The sequence below is a fragment of the Arthrobacter sp. CJL-S3 genome (genome assembly GCF_056711635.1).
Genome location: NZ_CM160046.1, coordinates 2827658 through 2846092, shown reverse-complemented (window position 1 = coordinate 2846092; position 18435 = coordinate 2827658). Strand labels below are relative to the sequence as shown.

17 protein-coding genes are annotated in these 18435 nt (G+C 68.6%); 14 read left to right on the top strand and 3 right to left on the bottom strand.

From position 1 onward, the window contains the following. Positions 1–31: 31 nt before the first annotated feature. The 5 genes from atpD (at position 32) to AC06G6_RS12935 (ending at position 6159) form a co-directional block, all read left to right on the top strand. Entirely contained in the window at positions 32–1486 is a 1455-nt protein-coding gene (atpD, locus tag AC06G6_RS12955) for a F0F1 ATP synthase subunit beta (RefSeq protein ID WP_282382444.1), read from the top strand. 1 nt (position 1487) lies between these two features. Continuing rightward, positions 1488–1772 carry a F0F1 ATP synthase subunit epsilon gene (locus tag AC06G6_RS12950; RefSeq protein WP_307459655.1) on the top strand — a complete coding sequence of 95 codons (285 nt, stop codon included), beginning with the start codon at positions 1488–1490 and terminating at the stop codon, positions 1770–1772. Between the two features lie 10 nt (positions 1773–1782). Continuing rightward, a complete protein-coding gene (locus tag AC06G6_RS12945; protein ID WP_282382449.1) occupies positions 1783–2214 on the top strand; it encodes a DUF2550 domain-containing protein in 432 nt (143 codons plus the stop codon). A 5-nt stretch (positions 2215–2219) separates the two neighbouring features. After that, complete coding sequence (locus AC06G6_RS12940; RefSeq protein ID WP_479822641.1) at positions 2220–3608, top strand: alpha/beta hydrolase; 1389 nt, start codon at positions 2220–2222, stop codon at positions 3606–3608. A 190-nt stretch (positions 3609–3798) separates the two neighbouring features. Beyond that, positions 3799–6159, top strand: coding sequence for a bifunctional lysylphosphatidylglycerol flippase/synthetase MprF (locus tag AC06G6_RS12935; protein WP_479822639.1), 2361 nt, complete (start codon positions 3799–3801; stop codon positions 6157–6159). Positions 6160–6238: 79 nt separating this feature from the next. On the opposite strand, the gene AC06G6_RS12930 is transcribed toward AC06G6_RS12935, so the two are convergent. Then, complete coding sequence (locus AC06G6_RS12930) at positions 6239–6442, bottom strand: cold-shock protein (protein WP_024365900.1); 204 nt, start codon at positions 6440–6442, stop codon at positions 6239–6241. A 341-nt stretch (positions 6443–6783) separates the two neighbouring features. Between AC06G6_RS12930 and AC06G6_RS12925 the strand changes: the two genes are divergently transcribed. After that, positions 6784–7308, top strand: coding sequence for a P-loop nucleotide/nucleoside kinase family protein (locus AC06G6_RS12925; protein ID WP_479822637.1), 525 nt, complete (start codon positions 6784–6786; stop codon positions 7306–7308). A gap of 29 nt (positions 7309–7337) precedes the next feature. Here AC06G6_RS12925 and nucS read toward each other — a convergent pair whose 3' ends face one another. Further along, positions 7338–8033 carry an endonuclease NucS gene (nucS, locus tag AC06G6_RS12920; protein WP_307459645.1) on the bottom strand — a complete coding sequence of 232 codons (696 nt, stop codon included), beginning with the start codon at positions 8031–8033 and terminating at the stop codon, positions 7338–7340. 59 nt (positions 8034–8092) lie between these two features. On the opposite strand from nucS, the gene AC06G6_RS12915 reads away from it, so the two are divergent. Both AC06G6_RS12915 and AC06G6_RS12910 read left to right on the top strand, forming a co-directional pair. Then, the gene (locus tag AC06G6_RS12915; protein ID WP_479822635.1) at positions 8093–8446 is read left to right on the top strand and encodes an ATP/GTP-binding protein; all 354 of its coding nucleotides are present in this window, start codon (positions 8093–8095) and stop codon (positions 8444–8446) included. 47 nt (positions 8447–8493) lie between these two features. Further along, positions 8494–9306, top strand: a complete 813-nt coding sequence (locus AC06G6_RS12910) for an alpha/beta hydrolase (RefSeq protein WP_479822633.1) — start codon at positions 8494–8496, stop codon at positions 9304–9306. 84 nt (positions 9307–9390) lie between these two features. Here the strand turns inward: AC06G6_RS12910 and AC06G6_RS12905 are convergent, their stop codons facing one another. Next, on the bottom strand, positions 9391–10563 hold the full coding sequence (locus tag AC06G6_RS12905) for an AI-2E family transporter (protein ID WP_479828665.1): 1173 nt from the start codon (positions 10561–10563) through the stop codon (positions 9391–9393). 329 nt (positions 10564–10892) lie between these two features. On the opposite strand from AC06G6_RS12905, the gene AC06G6_RS12900 reads away from it, so the two are divergent. The 6 genes from AC06G6_RS12900 to nagB all read left to right on the top strand — a co-directional run bounded on the left by AC06G6_RS12900 (position 10893) and on the right by nagB (position 18382). Beyond that, the gene (locus AC06G6_RS12900; RefSeq protein WP_479822631.1) at positions 10893–12731 is read left to right on the top strand and encodes a hypothetical protein; all 1839 of its coding nucleotides are present in this window, start codon (positions 10893–10895) and stop codon (positions 12729–12731) included. Positions 12732–12876: 145 nt separating this feature from the next. Further along, positions 12877–13887, top strand: coding sequence for a co-chaperone YbbN (locus AC06G6_RS12895; protein WP_479822629.1), 1011 nt, complete (start codon positions 12877–12879; stop codon positions 13885–13887). Then, a complete protein-coding gene (locus AC06G6_RS12890) occupies positions 13887–14987 on the top strand; it encodes an NADH:flavin oxidoreductase/NADH oxidase (RefSeq protein ID WP_479822627.1) in 1101 nt (366 codons plus the stop codon). The genes AC06G6_RS12895 and AC06G6_RS12890 overlap by 1 nt, the downstream gene beginning before the upstream one ends. A gap of 108 nt (positions 14988–15095) precedes the next feature. Beyond that, a complete protein-coding gene (locus AC06G6_RS12885) occupies positions 15096–15902 on the top strand; it encodes an ABC transporter ATP-binding protein (protein WP_479822625.1) in 807 nt (268 codons plus the stop codon). Next, entirely contained in the window at positions 15884–17455 is a 1572-nt protein-coding gene (locus AC06G6_RS12880; protein ID WP_479822623.1) for a transporter, read from the top strand. The genes AC06G6_RS12885 and AC06G6_RS12880 overlap by 19 nt, the downstream gene beginning before the upstream one ends. 144 nt (positions 17456–17599) lie before the next feature. Next, positions 17600–18382, top strand: coding sequence for a glucosamine-6-phosphate deaminase (gene nagB, locus AC06G6_RS12875; protein ID WP_479822621.1), 783 nt, complete (start codon positions 17600–17602; stop codon positions 18380–18382). Positions 18383–18435 lie beyond the last annotated feature (53 nt).

Genomic DNA, 18435 nt, shown 5'->3' with positions numbered 1-18435 from the left:
CCAACGCCATCTACTGAGTGAAGTGAGAGAGATGACTGCCACTGCTACCGAACACGTAGCCGCGACGACCGGTGCTACCGGCCGTATTGCACGTGTTATTGGCCCGGTTGTCGACGTCGAATTCCCGGCTGACGCAATCCCCTCGATTTACAACGCACTCACCACCGAGATTACTCTCAACGGTGAGACCAAGACGATCACGTTCGAGGTTGCCCTGCACCTCGGCGACAACGTCATTCGCGCCATCTCCCTGCAGGCAACCGACGGACTCGTCCGCGGCACCGCTGTAGTGGACTCGGGTGCCCCCATCTCCGTTCCTGTCGGCGACGTCGTCAAGGGACACATCTTCAACGTCCTCGGACAGCCGCTGGACGTGGCTGAGTCGGAACTCGGCATCACCGAGCGCTGGCCCATCCACCGCAAGGCTCCGGCCTTCGCGACGCTTGAGGGTTCCACCGAGATGATGGAAACCGGCATCAAGGTCATCGACCTTCTCACCCCGTACATCAAGGGTGGCAAGATCGGTCTGTTCGGTGGTGCCGGTGTCGGCAAGACCGTGCTGATCCAGGAAATGATCACCCGTGTTGCCCGCAACTTCGGCGGCACCTCGGTGTTCGCCGGTGTCGGCGAGCGTACCCGTGAAGGCAACGACCTCTGGGTTGAAATGGAAGAGGCAGGCGTCCTCAAGGACACCGCCCTTGTTTTCGGCCAGATGGATGAGCCGCCGGGAACGCGCCTGCGCGTGGCCCTGTCCGCACTGACCATGGCGGAGTACTTCCGCGATGTGCAGAACCAGGACGTGCTGCTCTTCATCGACAACATCTTCCGCTTCACCCAGGCAGGCTCCGAGGTTTCCACCCTCCTCGGCCGCATGCCGTCGGCCGTGGGCTACCAGCCCAACCTGGCTGACGAGATGGGCCTCCTGCAGGAGCGCATCACGTCCACCAAGGGCCACTCGATCACCTCGATGCAGGCCATCTACGTTCCCGCAGATGACTACACCGACCCGGCCCCGGCCACGACCTTCGCACACCTCGACGCGACCACGGAACTTTCCCGTGAAATCGCTTCCCGTGGTCTGTACCCGGCCGTTGACCCGCTGACGTCGACTTCCCGCATCCTGGATCCGCAGTACATCGGCAACGACCACTACAACACGGCCGTCCGCGTCAAGCAGATCCTGCAGAAGAACAAGGAACTTCAGGACATCATCGCCATCCTCGGCGTTGACGAGCTCTCTGAAGAAGACAAGATCGTCGTGTCGCGTGCACGCCGCATCCAGCAGTTCCTCTCGCAGAACACCTACACCGCCAAGCAGTTCACCGGCGTCGAGGGCTCCACCGTGACCATCAAGGACACCGTTGAAGGCTTCACCGCGATCTGCGACGGCGAGCTCGACCACATTGCAGAGCAGGCGTTCTTCAACGTCGGCGGCCTGGATGACGTTGAGCGCCAGTGGGCCAAGATCCAGGAACAGACCAAGTAATATGGCTGAGCTTGAGGTTGAGATTGTCGCAGCGGACCACTTCGTGTGGTCCGGAGCGGCCACGATGGTCAAGGCCCGCACCAGCGATGGTGAAATCGGAATCCTGCCCGGCCACGCGCCCCTGCTGGCGATTCTGGCCGAAGGTGAGCTGGCAATCCAGCCGGTTTCCGGTGACCGTATTGCCGTAGTTGTCGACGGCGGGTTCTTCTCCGTCGACAACAACCGGGTCGTCATTGTTGCTGACAACGCCCAAATGGGCGACGCGGCTACTGCGGGGATCCGCTAGCACGACCTTGATGAACGATACTGTTTTTCCGTTCATCGCCCTGGCAACGGTCTTTGCGTTGCTGGTATTTGCACTGTGCCTTTCCGGGGTGCGCCGCTTCAATCTGCGGCGCGCCCTGGGCACGGTGGACGCCTCCATTTGCACGGCTGGAAACAGCTGGCAGATGGGGGTTTGTCGTTATCAGGACAACGACCTTGAGTGGTTCCGCCTTGCCTCGCTGAGCATGCGGCCGAAGCACACCTTCCGCCGCAGTTCGCTTGAGCTGATCGGCCGGCGCAAACCCACCGAATCCGAACTTGTCAAAGTCCAGCCCGACGCCGTGATTGTCGAACTCCGGTACGAAGGGCAGGACGTCCTGCTGGCGATGCGGTTCGACGCCTACACGGGGCTCTCGTCCTGGCTTGAGGCCGGGCCCGTCGTCGGCGTCGGCACCTGGCGCTAGCCCCGGTGGACTTCATCGAAGACCTCAGGGTCGTCGACGGGCCGGTGCTCTGGATCGCCTGGATCGCGGGCACCGCGGGCCTGCTCTACCTGCTGTGGCAGGGACGGCGACGCGCTGCCAACGGCGGCAAAACCTCCCCCCGCCGGCTGGCCTTCCTGCTTCCCCCCGTCGCCGCGGTCCTGGCCGCCGCCGCGCTGCTTGCCGGGGCGCACTGGGCACTGATCTACGTTTTCTCCGTCTTCCCGGGGGAACTTCCGCGCGAGGTCCTGGCCTGGTCCCTTCCCGCCGTCGCGGCGCTGCTGCTCTGGCTGATGCGCCTGTGGGGAATCTGGGGGCCCACGCGCGCGGCCCGGGCGCCCGGCCCCAACGGTCCCCGGCGCCCGGTCCGGACGACGGCGGTGGCCACGGCCGCCCTGTTCGGCGTCGTGCTGCTCTCCGCGGTCCAGATCAACGGCTACTTTGGCCTCAACCACACGGTGAGTGACCTGACCGGCACCGCCCTGGCCCGCATCCAGCCCTTGGAAGACGGGCTGAAACGCGCCCCCGGACCCTCCGCCGCCGTCAGCCTTTCCGGGTGGAACCCGCCGGCTGACCTGCCCGGGGGCGGCGTGCTGCGGCGGGCCGGAATCCCCGGCACCAGCTCAGGCTTTGCCAGCCGGGAAGCCTATGTCTATCTTCCGCCGGCCTACCAGGCCTCGCCCCGCCCGGCGCTGCCCGTCCTGGTCCTCTTCGCCGGGCAGCCGGGCGCACCGGCAGACTGGCTCACCGGCGGGGCACTGCGCAGCCGCATGGACCAGTACGCGGCAGCGCACCAGGGGGTGGCTCCGGTGGTCGTCGTCGTGGACCCGAACGGCTCCGCCTCGGGCAACACCCTCTGCATGGACAGCATGATCGCCCGGGCGGACACGTTCCTGGCCGAGGACGTGCCGGCCTGGATCAACCGGACGCTGGACGTGGATCCGGACCCTCAGCAGTGGGCGGCCGGGGGATTCTCCTTCGGCGCGACCTGCGCCGTGCAGATGGTGACCCGGCATCCGGACGTCTACAGCTCCGCCCTGGCCTTTTCGAGCGAGCAGGAACCCGCCCTCGCCAAGGAGCGGGAAAAGACCATTGCAGCCGCCTATGGCGGCGACACCGAGGCCTTCGACCGCCAGACGCCGCTGCGGCTCATGCGGGAGCACCGCTTTGAGGATCACGCCATCTACTTTGCCGCCGGCGAACGGGACCCCGAATTCGTCGGCTACCTGGAGGTCTTGTCCGACGCCGCGCGCGCGGCCGGGTTCACCGTGGAAACGCGGCTGGTCCCCGACGCGGGACACTCCTGGGAGACCGGGTCCAAGGGGCTGCCCGCCGGGCTGGACTTCCTGGCGTCCCGCTGGGGCATCCGGCAGTGAGCCCGGCAGCCACGGCAGGGCGGCGGGGGACCGGGCCGGCCCCCTCCAGGGCCTGGGCCGCGAGGGCCTGCGGCAGTCGCTGGGCCACCTGCGGGCCATACCGTTCACCCTCGGCGTCCTCGCGGTTTTCCTGATCACCGGCGCGGCCACCGGAAGCTTCCTCTCCGGGCCGCCGGAATCACTGCTGGACGTGGCGTCGGTCAGTGCCCCCGAACTGAAGGCCGGGAACTGGTGGTCGCTGTTCAGTTCGATGTTCTTCGCCACGAACCTGCTGGCCTACTTCTCGGCCGCACTGATGATCCTCCTCCTGCTGGGCCTCGCCGAGCGGCAGCTCGGTACGCGGCGCACGGCCGTCTTCTACTTCGCCGCCCAGTTCGCGGCGGTGACGCTGTTCCTGCTGGTGACACAACTCGCCCGCTACGCCGACGACGGCTGGCTCAGCCGGATGGTGGACGCGCGGCTCATGGGCCCGTACGCGGCCGTCCTGGCCGTGTCGCTGGCGTCCAGCGGGCTGCTGCCCACGCTGTGGCAGCGGCGACTGCGCACCGGCGTCGTCTCCGTCTCCCTGATGCTCGTGCTGTACGTGGGGCACGCCGAGACCGTCGTCGGATTCGCCGGGGCCCTGGCGGGGCTGGCGGCCGGCTGGTGGATCCAGGGCGACAAAGGCACCCTGCACCGGCACCGCTCCACCGGGCGCGAAACCCGGAACCTGCTCGCCCTCACCGTGGCGATCTTCGCCGTCGGACCCATCCTGACTGCCACGGTCCGGACCCCCACCGGGCCGCTGGCACTGCTGCGGGACGTCGTGCTCAACCCGCTGCCCACGCTGAACCAACTGGAGCAGAATTGCGGCGGCACTATCGACGCCACCTGCCTTGAGGCCGGCCGCGCCGGGTTCGCCGGGCCGCTGGGCCTCGCGCTGGCGGTGGTGCCCGTGGTGCTGTTGCTCATCTGCGCCGACGGCATGCGGCACGGCCGCCGGCTCGCCCTGCGGATCGCGATCACGCTCCAGCTCGCCGTGACCGCCATGGCCGCCGTCTACCTGTCCCTGTTCGCCAGGATTCCGCAGTACGCCAGCCGGCCGCACACCGGCGTGATGGGGTCCGGGTTCGTGCACGTGCTGCCCCTGGTGGTGGTCCCGCTCGTGCTTGTTGTCCTGCTTGCGGCGAACCGCCGCCAGTTCCGCGTCGAGACCAGCCCCCGGGCCCGCCGGGCCCTCGCAGCGGTGGTCGGCGGCACCTGGCTGGTGCTGGCGTCCCTCTACACCGGCGTCTGGCTGGCCGCCGGCGGGATGGACCGCGACGGCGGCCTGCTGGGCCTGGCCGCCGAGCTCTCCCGCCAGTACCTGCCGCTGCCCATCCCCGGAATCTACAGCCGCTTCTTCCAGGGCCGCGACGCCGTGGAGGCCTTCCTCTTCGCCGCCTCCGGCATCATCTTCTGGGCGGTCGCACTGGCCGCCGTCTGGCTGGTCCTGCAGCGCCGGCTGCACCTCAGCGACGCAGGTGCAGGGGACCGTGACGTGGCCCGCAGCCTGATCCGCCAGGGCGGCGACTCCCTGTCCTGGATGGCGCTGTGGGAGCCCAACAAGTACTGGTTCGCGCCGGACGGCCGCGGGGGAGTGGCCTACCAGCAGCATGGCAACGTCGCGCTGACCCTGGCGGGCCCCTTCGGCCCGGCGGCGTCCCACGAGGAGACCGCGGCGGGCTTCATCCAATACTGCGCCGAGCATGCCCTCATTCCCTGCTTCTACTCCTGCACCGACGAGCTGTGGCCGCTGCTGAAGGGCCGCGGGTTCCGGCGGGTGGCCGTGGCGCAGGAGACCCGGCTGGCCGTGCGCTCGCTCGAGTTCAAGGGCAAGGACTGGCAGAACGTCCGGACCGCCCTGAACCGGGCCAAGAAGACCGGGGTGCGCGCGGTGTGGGGCCGCTACGCCGACTTCGCGCCGGCGGTGCGCGCCCAGCTGATCGAGGTCTCGGAGGAGTGGGCCGCCCAGAAGAGCATCCCCGAGATGGGATTCACGCTCGGCGGCATCGATGAGCTTGAGGACCCGGAAGTGCTCTGCTGCCTCGCGGTGGACGCCGAGGGGCAGGTCCAGGGCGTCACCAGCTGGCTGCCGGTTTACGCGGACGGCCGCCTCGTGAGCTGGACGCTGGACTTCATGCGCCGGCGCGGGGACGCCTTCCCCGGCGTCATGGAGTTCCTGATCGCGTCGGCGGTCCAGGAGCTCCGGAGCTCGGTGGAGGTCATCTCGTTGTCCGGATCCCCGCTGGCGAAGGAAGCTGACACGGTGGCGGAGGGCCCCGGCGATGAGGCCGGGCCCGAGTCGCTGGCCAGAATCCTCGACGTCGTCGGGAAGGCTCTCGAGCCCGTCTACGGCTTCCGCTCCCTGGCCACGTTCAAGTCCAGGTTCAAACCCGACTACCGGACGCTGTACCTCTATTACCAGGACCCCCTGCAGCTGCCCGCCATGGGCAGGGCGCTGAGCCGGGCCTATCTGCCCGGGTTGTCCGTGCGGCACAGCGCGCGGCTGCTGCGGACGCTCGTGCGCTGAGGCAAAAAATGGTCCCCGGCACGGAGGCCGGGGACCATTTCTGCGCGGAGACTGCCGCTGGCAGTTCCGCTGCGGGGGACTAGACCAGCGTCACGCCGGTAGCCTGGGGGCCCTTGGCGCCCTGGCCGATTTCGAACTGAACGCGTGCGTTCTCGTCGAGGGTCTTGAAGCCACCGGTCTGGATCTCAGAGTAGTGAACGAAGACATCGCCATCGGAGTCATCCGGGGTGATGAAGCCGAAGCCCTTTTCAGCGTTGAACCACTTGACGGTTCCCTGTGCCATGTATATCTCCTCATTATGGATCTTGGTTAAGGCCGGCACACTTCGTGCCGGACTTGGTCACTCCGCGAGAAGAACCTTGGCTGTGGGACCGGATCAACCGGACTTCGGCGGCAGGAGCTTCACGCTCGCAACATGTCTTGCGAGCATGAAAAAACACCTACACAAAGACTGGTCTAAGAATTTCATGTCATTTGCGTCAGGTCAACGGGCCCGGCGCACAATTTCATAAAATTTGTACAAAGTATCGACGAATGATTTCACGGCCGAATACCGTACGGCCCTTTCACCCACGGTCGACCACCGCTTCCCGGCAGCGCTCTGTTCTGACGCCACAATGGACTATGGCTGAATCCCTTATTTTGGTAAATGGTCTCCCTGGCTCAGGGAAGACCACATTGAGCCGGGAACTGGGCGCGGCCTTGTCCGTGCCGGTCGTCTCAAAGGACGAGCTGAAGGAAATGCTGGCCGACATCGCCGGGGGCACCGTTGCCAGCGGCCGGCTGGGACAGCTTGCGTCTGAAACCATGTGGCAGTTGGCGGCTTCGATCCCGGGGACCGCCATTGTCGAATCGTGGTGGTACCGGCCACGAGACCTCGACTACGTGGCCAAAGGCATCGCTCAATCGGGGAGCCCGGACGTGGTGGAGATCTGGTGCGAGATCGACCCGATGCTGGCCCGGGGCCGCTATGAGTCGCGGCGGCGGCACAGGATTCATTCCATGGGGGCAGCGGCGGAAACGGCCTGGGCCGACTGGACGGCGCAGGCAGGTCCCCTGTCGCTCGGCCCAACAATTACGGTGGACACATCGGGGCCTGTTCACCTTGCCGGGCTCAGGGAACAGCTGGCACTGGCAATGGGCTCATAGCCGGGGGCCGAGGGCCGGCGCAGTGGGTTCTAGAAGAGCCGGGACTCGACGTCGTCGACGCCGCGCATGGCGTCGTAGTCGAGGGTGACGCAGTCGATGCCGCGGTCGTTTGCCAGCACCTTGGCCTGCGGCTTGATCTGCTGGGCGGCGAAGATCCCGCGGACCGGAGCCAGGAGGGGGTCCCGGTTGAGCAGTTCGAGGTAGCGCGTGAGCTGTTCGACGCCGTCGATGTCACCGCGCCGCTTGAGCTCGATGGCCACCGTGGCGCCCTTGGCGTCCCTGGCCAGGATGTCCACCGGACCGATGGCGGTGAAGTACTCGCGGCGGATGAGGGAGAACCCGGCGCCGAGGAGTTCGATCTGGTCCGCCAGCAGCCGCTGCAGGTCCGCCTCCACACCGTCCTTGATCAGCCCGGGGTCCTGGCCGAGCTCATGGGAGGTGTCGTGCAGCTGCTCATGGATGTTGATGATCAGGCGGTCGTCGGTTTTGGCCGACTGGACGGTCCACTGCTCGACCACGCCGATTTCGACGTCGACCTCGTCCGGGGAGGAGACCCGCAGGGACGCCGGGGGACTCATCCAGTTCAGCGGCTTGTAGGATCCGCCGTCCGAGTGGACCAAAACGGAACCGTCGGCCTTGACCAACAGGAGCCGGGTGGCGAGCGGGAGATGGGCCTTGAGCCGGCCGACATAATCAACGGAGCAACGGGCTATGACTAAACGCACCCGGTCAACACTACCGCCTGCAGGGACAACGGGCACCCGGACTGGGGCAGAATGGAACCATGCCCCGTTCCAACCGCCCCCGCCGAGCCGTGTCAGGACGAGCCGGCCCGGGCAAGGCCCCCAAGCCCGGCGTCAAGGGCGGACCCGTGCCGGAGCTGGACCTGGAACGCGCGCGCTCGGGCTTTGCGCGGCGGGAAAGTGCGCCGGACGGCGAGTGGTCGGTCCGGCCCGTGACCGCCGGCCGTGCGGAAAAGACCTACATCTGTCCGGGCTGTTCGACGGCGGTGCTGCCCGGCGTGGCGCATCTCGTCGTGTGGTCCGAATCCCATCTCTTCGGGCCCGCCGCTGGCCTCGCGGAGCGGCGGCACTGGCACACGAACTGCTGGACCTCACGCAGCTACCGGTACCGCTGAGTGCCGGCACGGACTGCTTCGCCGGCGGCTTTCGCTAAGCTGGACGCATGAGTTTTGACCCGGCGTCGTACGTCTTCAGCCAGCCTTCCGCACCGACCGCAATCCGCGCCTCCACCGTTCTCCCGGCCCGCCGGGAGAACGTGGTGCTCCGCACGAGTGACGGACACCGGCTCGTGGGCGAGCTCGCGCTCCCGGAGTCCGGCGAGGTGAAGGCCACCCTGATCACGCTCCATCCGCTGCCCACACACGGCGGCTTCATGGACTCGCATGTGTACCGGAAAGCCTCCTACCGGCTGCCCGCCCTGGCCGGAATCGCCGTGCTCCGGTTCAACACCCGCGGCACCGGTTCACCGCGGGGAACTTCCGAGGGAGCGTTCGAGGAGGGAATCGGTGAACGCCTCGACGTCGAGGCGGCCGTGAAGTTCGCCGTCGACCGCGGCCTGCCGAACCGCTGGCTCGTGGGCTGGTCGTTCGGCACCGAGCTCGCACTGATGTACGGGGCGTCGGAACCGGTGGCCTCCGAGGTCGAAGGTGCCATCCTGCTCTCGCCGCCGCTGCACCGGGCCACGGAGGTGCACCTCAAGGAATGGGCAGCCTCCGGCAAACCGCTCAAGGTCCTGGTTCCCGAGCTGGACGACTACCTCCAGCCGGCCGGGGCCACGGAGCGCTTCAAGGTGGTGCCGCAGGCCCGCGTCGTGGGCGTGGACGGCGCCAAGCACCTGTGGGTGGGGGAGAAGTACGCCGGCCGGGTGCTCAACGAAATCGTCGATGAAGTACTCCCGGGCCGTGCCGGCGACGGCGTCACCCGCACCGAACTGCCGCACGAGTGGGCCGGTCCGGTGGCCACCGCGCACGCCTGAGCGCCCTCTGGAGTTTCCGCTACGGAAAAGGACAGCCGCCGCGTGGATCCACGCAGCGGCTGTCCTTCTCCGTAGCGGAAAATGTCAGTGGTTGTCCTGGCGGACGATGAAGATCTCCTTGACCAGGAGCAGGATGGCGGCCGCCGTGGGGATGGCGATCAGCGCGCCCAGGACACCGAGCAGGCTGCCGCCGGCGATCACCGAGATGACGGCGACGGCGCCGGGCACCGCGACGGCCTTCTGCATGATGCGCGGGGAGATGAAGTAGGCCTCGAACTGCAGGTAGGCGAAGTAGCAGACGGCATAGACCACCGCGGTCTGCCAGCCCGCGGTGAGGGCGATCAGCGTGACAATGACACCGGCAATCAGCCCGCCAACCAGGGGAATGAACGCCAGCAGGGCCACCACGAAGGCCAGCAGGACGGCGAACGGGACGCCGACGATCGTCATCACAATGAAGGCGAAGGTTGCGTTCACGAGCGCGACGACGGCCTGGCCGATCACGTAGTTGCCGACTGACCCGGTGATTTCCTCGGACAGGGCCTCGACCCTGGCCCGGCGGGACCGCGGGGCAAGCCGGTAGCCCCACTTCTTCATGGCCGGCAGGGCGGCGAGGAAGTAGAGGCTCAGCACCAGCACAATCAGGGCGCCGAAAAGCCCGTTGGCCACGGTGGAGCCGAAACCGACGACACCGCCGAAGATGCCGCCCATCGCCTCAGGGTCGTTGACGAACTTCTCCAGCTCCTGGGTGATGCGTTCGCGCACCCCGTACTGGTTGTCGATGCTGCGGAAGAAGTCGGAGTTGATGAAATCAGTGATCCATCGCGGCGCCTCTTCGACGATCTGCGTGACCTGCTGGACGATCGTGGGGATCAGCGTGGCAAAGAAGGCCGCGACGCCGAGTGCCAGGGTGGAAACGGCGACCACGATGCCGGCGGCGCGGGGGAGCTTTTTCCCCTCGAGCCAGCGCACCACCGGGTCCAGGCCCAGGGCGATGAAGAGTGCCGCCACGATCCAGAGGATCAGTTGGGTGGTGTTGGAGCCGATCCAGTAGACGAGCAGGGCCACGCCGACGCCGACCGTCCCCATGAACCCGACGTAGAGGGGGTGCTGGGAGGACATCCGCGGACCTGGGTTGCCGAAGCGGGTGCCCGTCTCGGTCTCGGGCGTTATCTCGTCGTCCACCTGCTCCGGGGGCATCTCGAAGCGGAGCCGCGGCTGGGCGCCCGGCAGGGGCTGGCGCAAGCGGTGGGCCATCGAGTTCAGGACCCCGGCCAGGGCCACCCGGCGGGGGGAAACCTGCTCCTGCGGACTGTCCACCGTGCTGCCGGATTCCTTGGTTTCTTCCGGTCCTGAGGGGGACGAGTCCGTGTGTCCAGTCAATGCGTTGAAAGCCCTTTATTCTCTGTATATCCCCGGCCGAGGCGCTGCGGCGGCCCCAGTGTGATGATCACCGCAAACACTATCAGCAGGCTTGTTACGGCGCTCTTTTGGGGCTGCCGCGGGGACCCCGGAAGGGGTTGACAAACAGCCCGATCTGACTCTGTGGTAACAAAACGGTTACTATTGAAGCTACGTGTCCGCTGATGATAGGTAATATTTTGCGTTTCAAGACTGCAGTTGCACTAGTGCTGCTGGGCCTCCTGACACTGCTGGCCGGAATCGGCCAGAAGACTTTCTGGGCTCCACCGGAGACCGTGACGGCCACCGCCCCCTCAGGTGCCACCGCCGCGCCGCTGACCGTTTTTGACGAGAAGCTCCGCACGCTGCACGACGGCACAGTGACGATCAACGTCAAGGGCGAGGGCAGCTTCATGCTGGCCGCCGGCCGCCCTGACGACGTCGATGCCTGGGTTGGCGCCACCGCGCACAACACCGTCTCCGGGGTCTCCGAGGACGGCAAGGCGCTGCAGTTGACCCATGCTGACGGGGAAGCGGCCGCGCCCTCGCCGGCCGGCTCGGACCTCTGGGTCAGCACGGAGAACGCCAGCGGCGAGCTGAAGTACAACTGGACCGCGCCGGCCGACGGCGACTGGTCGCTGCTGCTCGCGACGGACGGCACCAAGCCGGCCCCCGCGTCCATCACCATGACCTTCCCGAACGACACGTCCACCCCGTGGGCCATTCCCCTGATGGTCATCGGCGGCCTGCTGATCCTGGCCGGCGCCGTGCTGTTGGTGCTCAAGCCCAAGTCCGGCACCCGAACCGGCGACGGCGTTTCCGGCAACGGCGGGGAGCCGGCCGCCGGCTCCAAGGACACCGCCCCCCGGGGCTCCGAGGTCCAGTCCGCCGCCCCGACGGCGGCGGCGCCCAAGGACACTGCCCCGACGGCCACTGCCCCCAAGGACACTGCCCCGAAGAACGCCTCCCAGCCGCTCACCGCCGCACCGGGAACCGTCGGACAGCGCCTGCGGCGCTCCGGAGTGGTCGTGGCCGTGCTGACCGCCACCGCCGTCGCCGGCAGCGGCGTGGCGGCCCAGGCCAGCCAGACGCCGGCCCCGTCACCGGCCACTTCTTCCGCCGCAGCGGAGCAGGCTCCGGCGTCACCGGTCCTGGTTGATGTCCAGTTCCGCCGCATCCTGGAACAGGTTGCCAGCGCGGTCGACGCCGGGGACGCGGCCAAGGACGCCAGCAAGCTGGAGCCGCGTGTGGCCGGTCCTGAACTCGAGGTCCGCACGCAGAACTACAAGATCCGCTCCCAGGTCGGCTCGTACGAGCCCCGGATGCCGGTCCGTGCCACCAAGCTCCTCACCACCGTGGTCACCGAGCAGCGCAGCTGGCCGCGTACGGTCATGGCTGTCACCCAGGGCGAGGGCAACGTCGTTCCGCAGCTGCTCACCCTGACCCAGGCCTCCCCGCGGGAGAACTACAAGCTCGTCCTCACCACCCCGCTGCAGCCGGGAACGACCTTCCCGGGGATCGCCCGCGGCGGCACCGAGACGCTGGCACCCACCGACAAGTCGGGTCTGCTCTACAGCGGTGAAGAAGCGCTGGGCGGGCTGGGGGACCGGCTGAACTCCGCCGAGTCCACGTTCAAGGACAAGCTCGCCGAGGGAGAGTCGTCCCCGTATATTGCGGACACGCTGGCCTACCAGGCCGATGTCGTGAACTCGGGTGTCAACGGCACCTTCTCCTTCACCCACAAGATGGTCCCGGGCAGCGTTGTGGTGTTCCGGACCGCCGACGGAGGGGCCTTGGCCATGGGCCGCCTGGACTTCGCGTTCGATGGCACCCCCAAGGCCGCCGGCGACAAGCTGACGATCGGCGACGACGCTGCGGCCCTGGCCGGCGGCAAGGAGACCAGCACCGGCATGGTCCTGAACTTCGCTGAGTCCGTTGCCGTCTACATCCCGCCGGCCGGGTCCCAGGACCCGATGAGGCTCGTCGCCGCAACCCGCGGCCTCGTGGGAGCGACTTTCAAGTAGGCCAGCAGCGGCTTCCACAAAGTCACCAGTAGCACCGGCAGAACCAGTGCCAACGGAAAAGACCCGGCCAGCAGGCCGGGTCTTTTCTGCTGCCCGCTCTCCTTCCGGTGGCACCGGACCGTGCCGATATGGCTAGAGTGGAACCATGACTTCGCCAGCCTCCCGCCCGGTCCCGCCAGCTGCCGCCAACCCGCTCAACCTGCGCGGTGCGGTCGACCTGTCCTCCCTGAAACAGCGCCCTGCGGCGCCGCCGGCCGCGCCCGGTGCCGCCGGCGCACCGGGGATGCCCGGAGTGCCCGCCGCGGGCAACGGCGACGCGGAGCACCCGCGCCGTCCGCTCCGGGTTGACATCACCGAAGCCAATTTCCAGGAGCTCGTGGAGCTCTCAGCCCAGGTCCCGGTCGTCGTGGCGCTGTGGGCGGCCTACTCGCCCGGTTCCGCCGAACTGGTCGACGTGCTCGAACGGATCGTTGACAGCTATGCAGGCCGGCTCGTCCTCGGCGCCGCCGACGTCGAAGTGTTCCCGCAGCTGGCCCAGGCCTTCCAGGTGCAGGCCGTTCCCACCGCCGTGGCCCTCGTCAACGGCCAGCCGATTCCGCTCTTCCAGGGCGGAGCCGAGGAACTGCAGGTCCGGAGCTTGCTGGACGAACTGCTCAAGGTCGCCGCCGCCAACGGCGTGGCCGGACAGGTCGGCACGGGCGAACCCGGCGCTGGCGAGCCCGAGGCCCCGCCGCTGCCGCCCCTGCACCAGAAGGCGTTCGACGCCATCGAGGCCGGGGATTACGCTGCGGCCGCCGACGCCTACCGCCAGGCCTTGCTCGAAATGCCCGCCGATGCCGAGGCCAAGGCCGGGCTCGCGCAGGTGGAGCTGATGGGCCGGCTCCAGCCGCTCGCCGCCGCGGACTCCGAGGCGCTGCGCCAGCAGGCCGCCACCGAACCGGACAACCTGGAGGCCCAGCTCAGCGTGGCCGACCTGGACATCGCCGGCGGACACGTGGAGGACGGCCTCGGCCGGATTGTCGCGTTCATCGGCAGGAACTTCGGCCCGGAGCGGGAAACGGCACGGGTCCGGCTGCTGGAACTGTTCGACGTCGTCGGCACCGGCGACGACCGGGTGGCGAAGGCGCGCCAGAACCTCGCCCGGGTGCTCTTCTAGTGGGCTCCGCCCTCTTCACGCCGCTGGAACTGCGCTCCCTGCACCTGCAGCACCGCGGCTGGGTGTCGCCCATGTGCCAGTACAGCTGCGAGCCGGAAACCGGGGAAGGTGTCCCCAACGACTGGCATCTGATGCATCTGGGTTCCTTCGCCACGGGCGGGGCTGCCCTGATCCTCACCGAGGCCGCCGCCGTGAACGCCGCCGGACGGATCAGCCCCCGGGACGCCGGGATCTACAACGACGACCAGGCGGCAGCATGGGAACGGATCACCTCCTTTGTGCACCGCCACGGCACCGCGGAGACCAAAATCGGCACCCAGCTGGCCCACGCCGGCCGGAAGGCCTCCTCCTACTGGCCCTTCTCCGGCAAACAGGGCACGGTGCCCGCCGCCGACGGCGGCTGGCCCACCGTTGGACCCGGCGCGGGAGCCTTTGACGGCTACGAGGCCCCCTCGGCGATGACGGAAGGGCAGATCGACGGCGTCATCGCCGACTTCGCGGCCGCTGCGGTCCGGGCCGTCGGAGCCGGCTTCGACACGATCGAAATCCACGGCGCCCACGGCTACCTCCTGCACCAGTTCCAGAGCCCGCTCGTCAACGACCGCACGGACCGCTGGGGCGGTGACGAGACCGGCCGGAACCGGCTGACCCTCGCCGTGGTCGACGCCGTACGCAACGTCATTCCCGACACCATGCCGCTGCTGCTCCGGATCTCGGCCTCCGACTGGGCCGAGGGCGGCATCGACGTCGAAGCCTCGGTACGGATGGCCCGGGCGGCCGCGGACCACGGCGTGGACCTCGTGGACGTTTCCAGCGGCGGCGCCGTCGCCTACCAGAAGATCCCGGTGGGACCGGGCTACCAGACCGGCTTCGCGGCCCGGATCCGGCGTGAAACCGGGGTCAAAACCGGCACTGTCGGGCTGCTGACCTCGGCCGGCCAGGCGGAGCACGCCGTCGCCACCGGCCAGGCTGACGGCGTCTTCATTGCCCGCGCCGCCCTCCGGGATCCGCACTGGTGGCTGCGGGCCGCGTTCGAACTGGGCCAGGACGTGGCGTGGCCGCCGCAGTACGAACGGGCCATCCCCCGCCACTCCTTCTAACGGCACGCGGGCCCAACGGCACGGCCACCCAACGGCGCGGCGGTCCGCCGGCGGGGGTACGCCTTGCGGACGATCCCTTCCGCGGACCCGGGCGGTTAGTCTAACGACATGACTTTCGAGCAACCGCATCCGCCTGCCCCCGAAAACCAGGCGGGTCAGGCTGTTCCCGCCCTGTCGCTGCGCGGGCTCGCCAAGCGCTTCGGCGACAAGATCGCCGTCGACGGCATCAGCCTGGACGTTCCGGCGGGTTCCTTCTACGGGATCGTCGGCCCGAACGGCGCCGGCAAGACCACCACACTGTCGATGGCCACCGGCCTGCTCCGGCCCGAGTTCGGCACGGCGTTCGTGCACGGCGTGGACGTCTGGAAGCGGCCGCTGGAGGCCAAGAAGCTGATGGGCATCCTCCCGGACGGCGTCCGGCTCTTCGACCGGCTGACCGGCGAGCAGCTGGTCAGCTACGCCGGCCTGCTGCGCGGCATGGACAAGGACGTGGTGGCCACCCGCGTCAGGGAACTGCTCGCCGCCCTGGACCTGGGTCCGGATGCCGGGACGCTGGTGGTGGACTACTCCGCCGGCATGACCAAGAAAATCGCCCTCGCCTCGTCGCTGATCCACGCGCCCCGGCTGCTGGTCCTGGACGAGCCGTTCGAGTCCGTGGACCCCGTATCGGCCGCCAACATCCGCGACATCCTGGACCGTTACGTGGCCTCCGGCGGCACCGTCATTGTCTCCAGCCACGTCATGGACCTGGTCCAGCGGATGTGCGACCACGTCGCCGTCGTCGCCGCCGGGCGGGTGCTCGCCGCCGGGACGGTGGATGCCGTCCGCGCGGGGGCGACCCTCGAAGACCGCTTCGTCCAGCTAGTCGGAGGCCGCAACCACACGGAGGGGCTGGAATGGTTGCGCACCTTCTAAGGCTCAAGCTGACCCTGCTGCGCAACAGCGTCCGGCGCAGCCCGTGGCAGCTCGTGGGCCTTGGCATCGGCACCCTGTACGCCCTCGGGCTCGTGGCGCTCGGCATCACGGGGCTGCTGTTCCTGCGCGGGGCGGAGCCCGGCGTGGCGCAGACTGTCGTCGTGCTGGGCGGTGCCGCGGCGCTCCTGGGCTGGGCCGTCGTCCCGGTCGCTGCCTCCGCCGCCGACCTGACCCTGGACCCGGCACGGTTCACCACCTTCGCCGTGCCGATGCCGCAGCTGCTGACCGGGCTGGCCCTGGGCGGGCTGATCGGCATCCCGGGCACGGCGACCACACTGGTGGCGCTGGGCACCGTCGGGACCTGGTCCCGGAACCTTCCCGGTGCGGCGGGCGCCCTGGTCGGGGCGGCCCTCGGGGTGCTGAGCTGCATTGTGCTGTCCAAAGTGGTCACCACCGCCACCGCGGGGCTGGCGACTTCGCGCCGGTTCAAGGATGCCAGCGCCATGGTTTTCCTGATCCCGCTGGTCCTGATGGGACCGATCGTGGCTGGTGTCGCCGAGGGGATTGCGGGCTCCGGGGACTTCCTGACCGGACTGGCCCGGACGCTGTCCTGGACCCCGGCCGGTGCCGCGTGGTCCCTCGGCGGCGAACTGGCGGCGGGGAGCTACGGCGCCGCGGCCATCAAATTCCTGATCGCGGTTGCCACCCTGGCCGGGCTCGCGCTGTGCTGGAAGCTCCTGCTGCAGCGGGCGCTCGTGACGCCGCCCTACGCCGGCTCGTCCAAGAAAAGAGCGGGCGGGCTGGGCTTCTTCGGTCTGTTCCCCGCCACGCCGGCGGGCGCGGTCGCGGCGCGGTCGTTGAGCTACTGGCTTCGGGACCCCCGCTACACGGGCGCCCTCGTCGTCGTGCCCCTGCTGCCGGTGCTGTTCCTGTTCCAGGCCGCCCAGACCGGATCCTACACAATGCTCCTCTTTGTCGGTCCGCTGACCGCCTTCCTGCTTGCCTGGTCCATCTCAACAGATGTCTCCTATGACAACACCGCCTTCGCGCTGCACCTTTCCACGGGAGTCAGCGGGGCCCACGACCGGCTGGGCCGCGCCGTGGCGTGCCTGGTCTTTGCCCTGCCGGCGGTGCTGGCGCTCAGCGTCCTGCCGTTCCTGTTCGGCGCGGACTGGCAGCTGCTGCCCGGTGTGCTCGGGCTGTCCCTCGGGGTGCTGTTCAGCGGGATGGGCCTGTCCTCCGTGGTGTCCGCGCGCTATACCGTCGCCGTGCCGCTTCCCGGGGACAGCCCCTTCAAAAAACCGCCGGGCAATGTGGCGCAGACCATGGCGGTGCAGTTCGGCGGCATGGGCGTCCTGCTCCTGCTCGTGCTCCCCGAAACGGCGCTGCTGGTGGCACAGTTCATCACCGGCAGCGCTGTCCCGGGTTGGATCAACCTGGTCCTCGGCCCGGTCCTGGGACTCGCTTTGTTCGCCGCCGGGGTCCGGCTGGGCGGGAAATGGCTCGACGCGCGGGGACCGGAACTGCTGGCCCAGCTGACCGTCAACCGCTGACCGCGCGCGCTGGCCGGGACTGGGATACCCTGCCCCTAGGGCACATCCGCAGCGGACATCCGGCAGCGGTTATCCGGCAGCGTTTATCCGGCACCGGGCACATCCGGCAACGGGAACGGCAAGGCAAGGGCAAAAGGCAGAGCCATGGAAGTCGTCATTCTCTCCGGCAGCAAGCCGACCGCCGCCCTCGCGGCGGACGCGATCGAGGCGCTGCTCCGGCGCAGGCCCGACGCCGTCCTGGGCCTGGCAACCGGGTCATCCCCGCTGCCGGTCTACAACGAACTGGCGCTGCGGCACGAACGGGACGGCCTGGACTTCAGCCGGGTGCGCGGCTTCGCCCTCGACGAGTATGTGGGGCTGCCGCCCGGGCACCCGGAGTCCTACCGTGAGGTGATCCGGCGTGAATTCACCGAGCGCGTGAACATCGACCCGGCGAACGTCCTGGGGCCGGACGGCTCGGCCGCGGACATCCCGGCCGCCTGCCGGTCCTTCGAGGAGGCCCTGCGCGCGGCCGGGGGAGTGGACCTGCAGCTGCTGGGCGTCGGCACCGACGGCCACATAGGGTTCAACGAGCCCGGTTCCTCCCTTGCCTCGCGGACCCGGATCAAGACCCTGATCGAGCAGACCCGGCGGGACAATGCCCGGTTCTTCGGGAGCCTGTCCAAGGTTCCGCACCACGTCGTCACGCAGGGGCTGGGAACGATTCTGGAGGCCCGGCATGTGATCCTTATCGCCACCGGCGCGCAGAAGGCCCAGGCGGTCCGCGACCTCGTGGAGGGACCGGTCGCCGCCATCTGTCCGGCTTCCGTGCTGCAACTGCACCCGCACGCCACAGTCCTGCTCGACGAGGCGGCGGCGTCGTCGCTGCGGCTCGCCGACTACTACCGGCACAGCTACGAGAACAAGCCGTCGTGGCAGGGCCTGTAGCCCACCGTTTTTCGCGGTGACGCCGCCGTGCCGCCGCCCGTCCGTCGCACCGC

Excerpts from the sequence above, each read along its gene's own strand:
- AC06G6_RS12885 (WP_479822625.1), top strand. The coding sequence starts at position 15,096 with ATGACTTTCGAGCAACCGCATCCGCCTGCCCCCGAAAACCAGGCGGGT.
- AC06G6_RS12880 (WP_479822623.1), top strand. The coding sequence starts at position 15,884 with ATGGTTGCGCACCTTCTAAGGCTCAAGCTGACCCTGCTGCGCAACAGC.
- AC06G6_RS12910 (WP_479822633.1), top strand. The coding sequence starts at position 8,494 with ATGAGTTTTGACCCGGCGTCGTACGTCTTCAGCCAGCCTTCCGCACCG.
- AC06G6_RS12950 (WP_307459655.1), top strand. The coding sequence starts at position 1,488 with ATGGCTGAGCTTGAGGTTGAGATTGTCGCAGCGGACCACTTCGTGTGG.
- AC06G6_RS12945 (WP_282382449.1), top strand. The coding sequence starts at position 1,783 with ATGAACGATACTGTTTTTCCGTTCATCGCCCTGGCAACGGTCTTTGCG.
- AC06G6_RS12925 (WP_479822637.1), top strand. The coding sequence starts at position 6,784 with ATGGCTGAATCCCTTATTTTGGTAAATGGTCTCCCTGGCTCAGGGAAG.
- AC06G6_RS12895 (WP_479822629.1), top strand. The coding sequence starts at position 12,877 with ATGACTTCGCCAGCCTCCCGCCCGGTCCCGCCAGCTGCCGCCAACCCG.
- AC06G6_RS12915 (WP_479822635.1), top strand. The coding sequence starts at position 8,093 with ATGCCCCGTTCCAACCGCCCCCGCCGAGCCGTGTCAGGACGAGCCGGC.
- atpD (WP_282382444.1), top strand. The coding sequence starts at position 32 with ATGACTGCCACTGCTACCGAACACGTAGCCGCGACGACCGGTGCTACC.
- AC06G6_RS12900 (WP_479822631.1), top strand. The coding sequence starts at position 10,893 with ATGATAGGTAATATTTTGCGTTTCAAGACTGCAGTTGCACTAGTGCTG.
- AC06G6_RS12905 (WP_479828665.1), bottom strand. The coding sequence starts at position 10,563 with ATGGCCCACCGCTTGCGCCAGCCCCTGCCGGGCGCCCAGCCGCGGCTC.
- AC06G6_RS12930 (WP_024365900.1), bottom strand. The coding sequence starts at position 6,442 with ATGGCACAGGGAACCGTCAAGTGGTTCAACGCTGAAAAGGGCTTCGGC.
- nagB (WP_479822621.1), top strand. The coding sequence starts at position 17,600 with ATGGAAGTCGTCATTCTCTCCGGCAGCAAGCCGACCGCCGCCCTCGCG.